The sequence below is a fragment of the Mesorhizobium sp. M7A.F.Ca.US.005.03.2.1 genome (assembly GCF_003997795.1).
GTDB lineage: Bacteria > Pseudomonadota > Alphaproteobacteria > Rhizobiales > Rhizobiaceae > Mesorhizobium > Mesorhizobium ciceri.
The window spans coordinates 1-2,818 of record NZ_RZRP01000815.1 but is presented as its reverse complement, the minus strand read 5'-3'; the positions used below and the strand labels follow the sequence as shown (position 1 = coordinate 2,818).

Sequence of the window (2,818 nt, the reverse complement as noted above, 5' to 3'; positions counted from 1 at the left end):
TGCCACCGATGGTCAGCAGGATGCCGATCGTGATTCTGAGCCCGCGCGAGCGCGGCATTTTGAACTCGCGCCCGAAAACAGAGATTTTGCGCGCCGGCATCTGGTTGTCTTGTGCTGTCATCGTCTCGAAAGATTGACCCGTTTCGATCGTTCGCAAGCATGCTCAAACCAAAGCCGCCGCCGCGCTTTCGGTTCCATATCCCTGCCAAGACGGCTAATATGAGGGCATCCTTCGACGATTGCGAGAAAGGCCTATGCGAAAAAGCCTCGGAAAAATGTGAAAAGCTTCTTTGCAAAGCCGAAAAGGGCAGCTATAGGCTGCGCCACTCACATAAGAGCCTCCGTTCCCCGGTAGCTCAGTGGTAGAGCAACCGGCTGTTAACCGGTTGGTCGCTGGTTCGAATCCGGCCCGGGGAGCCAAATTCTTCAAAGCGTTGAGACGGTCAGGTCGCCCATAGGGGCTGATCTATGGCATGTCTGGAAAACCGCAGGCAGCCGCAGGTTGATCCTCAACTTGACCTGGCGCCGCTATGCAGCGCGCTTCGATCACGGCGATCTCTTCACGGCGATCTCATCAGGATTTCATCTCTTGTCACCGTTCGGGTTGGGTGCCGGTGCCTCTCGCACATCTCGTGGTGGCGGGTCGACATGTTCAAGCTCTGGCGGGGCTTCTTTGTCCCGACGTCGGACAGGTAGCTTCTCCGGTTCGGGCTTCGATGGTGGTTCTTTGATCTTGCTCGGCATAATCGAGTTAACCGCACTGCCGGTCCCTTGTTCCCGCAGCAAGCCGAAAACCTGAATGGGGGAACCGGGAGCGCCAAAAAGCGTTTTCTCGCATGCTCAAGAAGATCGCCCTTGCCGCCGTGCTGGTCCAGGTTGCCGCGGTTTCGGCTCTCATCACTCAGACGGTCCTCTTCGCGTCCACGTCCACACAGGCCGCCAACGCGCAGCCCGGCGACGCAGTCGCTGTCACTGCCGACAAGGAACCGGACAAGGCGGCGCAGCCTGCTGGTGCCGACCAATGCCCAACCCGGCTTGTGACGAGCAAGGTTTTCACGAGCAACGCAATTACGGCGCAACGATAGTTCGCATCGATGCCGGCCGTCCGTCGATCCCCCCAATTTAAGTCAGGGCAGTGTGCTTGAAAGCGCAATGATTCCTGTTACTTGCGGCATGGGGCGAGTGCGTTTGGGTTGGGCAAGAATTGGGTATGATTTCATCAAATATGGAATGCCTGCGCTGTCATGGCAGCGGCAGGGTTTTCGACTGCTCCAAATGGTATGCGTCAAACGGACACTGCTGCCCTCAGGGAACCCATCGGGGTGGCTGCCCCGGAAAAACGGGTGCCTGCACGGAATGCGACGGCCTGGGGACAATGGCGGAGCCTCCGCTGAGGGCCGTGGCATAATCTGCGATAGTGTCGCATGCCGCTGATGGCGACGCGGACGCGCCCGCCAAAAAACCGTACTAACGGCTCGAACAACAACCGCCCGCCAAAGGTGAGCTGGCAGGGCAGCTCACCTTGTAGCGATGCGGAAACGACGACCATGCAGCCGAACCATCCTGATGGCGCCGCCCCTTATCAAGGCTAAGCGGTTACCCCACCACGACCTGACCTTGTGCCGTCCATCCAAGGGAATTGGGCAAGCGGGTCCTGCAAGATTTTGACGGATCTTGCGAAGCCGGCGACGGCATCGCGCGCCACCGTCAGCGGAACCTGGCCGTCGTGAGCACGCTGGCAAGCTCGAAAGGCCGTTTCGAAAATCGGACCTCGCCGTTCCCTTGGCCACTCCTCAAAGAAGTCGAACGCATCGTCGAGGCACCCTATTTCTTGAACGAACTCGCCATTCTTGACCAGGACCGGTCGGTCGAACGTCCTGTAACTCATGTGATCCTCCATTCCGCACGTTGGTTGTTGCTGGCTTGGGTCATCATGCGATTGCATGCTCCGGCTCGGCCAACATGCCGCCGCCTCCACGCCCGGGCGGCACCGTCGCAAAGGCCGGGATTGGCGGCGGATCATCATCGTCATCCCGCCAGGGGCGCCGCATCCAACCGAGCCGGCTCTTCTTGCGGCGCCGGTCGAAAGACAGGCTGACGGTTCCCGACCCCTTTGAAACACGCGGTTCCCGCCCGGTTTCGTCCAGAAGGCGGAGGGCGCGAAGTATGTCGCTGACTTCCACGATGGCGCCGTTGTCCAATTGCCGCAACGCGGGATTGTCAGGAACCGCATGAACGTCGGAAGCCCAGAAAGCGAGCAAAGCCCGCTTTGCACCGATCGTCATCGTCTCCTCGTTCAGCACATCATCCGGCGTCCGCAATCCGGCGGATTCCGCGGCAAGATTTTTCGGTTCAGGTTGGTGAAAACTGTAAGTGTCGGTTCTCATCTCCATTCTCCGCGATCTGTGCCTCCCGGCCGAACCGGGAGGCGGACCGTAGATTTAGGTCCAGGGAATCAGGCGACCTCGCGTTGAGGCTCCGCATCCGAGTCGATCAACTGCTTCTTGCCGGGTTGCTCGAGCGAAACCGCTTTGGCTTCGGACCCTATCTCAATGCGCCGAGGCTTGAGTTCCTCGGGCACTTCGCGGACCAGGTCCACTGACAGCAAGCCATTCTCGAGGTTGGCCGCCTTGACCTTTACGTGGTCGGCAAGTTTGAACACCTGCTTGAAGTTGCCCGTCGCCAAGCCGCGATGAAGGACCTCCCGATTTTCCTGGTCGGGTTTCCTTTGGCCGACGACAGACAATTCGGGGCCGTTCTGCATGAGTTCGACCTCATCGAGAGCGAAGCCGGCGATAGCCATCGTAATGCGATAGTC

General features: G+C 59.4%; 4 protein-coding genes and 1 tRNA gene. 2 read left to right on the top strand and 3 right to left on the bottom strand.

Translation table 11 applies throughout. From position 1 onward, the window contains the following. Window positions 1-345 precede the first annotated feature (345 nt). Window positions 346-420 (top strand) — tRNA-Asn (locus EN991_RS30780). 416 nt (window positions 421-836) lie between these two features. Further along, window positions 837-1,085 carry a hypothetical protein gene (locus tag EN991_RS30775; RefSeq protein WP_127370166.1) on the top strand — a complete coding sequence of 83 codons (249 nt, stop codon included), beginning with the start codon at window positions 837-839 and terminating at the stop codon, window positions 1,083-1,085. Between the two features lie 503 nt (window positions 1,086-1,588). On the opposite strand, the gene EN991_RS30770 is transcribed toward EN991_RS30775, so the two are convergent. From EN991_RS30770 to EN991_RS30760, 3 genes are all read right to left on the bottom strand, one after another. Beyond that, window positions 1,589-1,888, bottom strand: coding sequence for a DUF982 domain-containing protein (locus EN991_RS30770; RefSeq protein WP_013531275.1), 300 nt, complete (start codon window positions 1,886-1,888; stop codon window positions 1,589-1,591). Window positions 1,889-1,931: 43 nt separating this feature from the next. Next, a complete protein-coding gene (locus EN991_RS30765) occupies window positions 1,932-2,387 on the bottom strand; it encodes a hypothetical protein (RefSeq protein ID WP_127370165.1) in 456 nt (151 codons plus the stop codon). A gap of 68 nt (window positions 2,388-2,455) precedes the next feature. Next, the coding region (locus EN991_RS30760) for an Hsp20 family protein (protein ID WP_127370164.1) at window positions 2,456-2,818 on the bottom strand (363 nt) is incomplete at its 5' end.

Bases quoted from the DNA above. Each gene is read 5' to 3' on its own strand.
- EN991_RS30775 (WP_127370166.1), top strand. From the start codon at position 837: ATGCTCAAGAAGATCGCCCTTGCCGCCGTGCTGGTCCAGGTTGCCGCG.
- EN991_RS30770 (WP_013531275.1), bottom strand. From the start codon at position 1,888: ATGAGTTACAGGACGTTCGACCGACCGGTCCTGGTCAAGAATGGCGAG.
- EN991_RS30765 (WP_127370165.1), bottom strand. From the start codon at position 2,387: ATGAGAACCGACACTTACAGTTTTCACCAACCTGAACCGAAAAATCTT.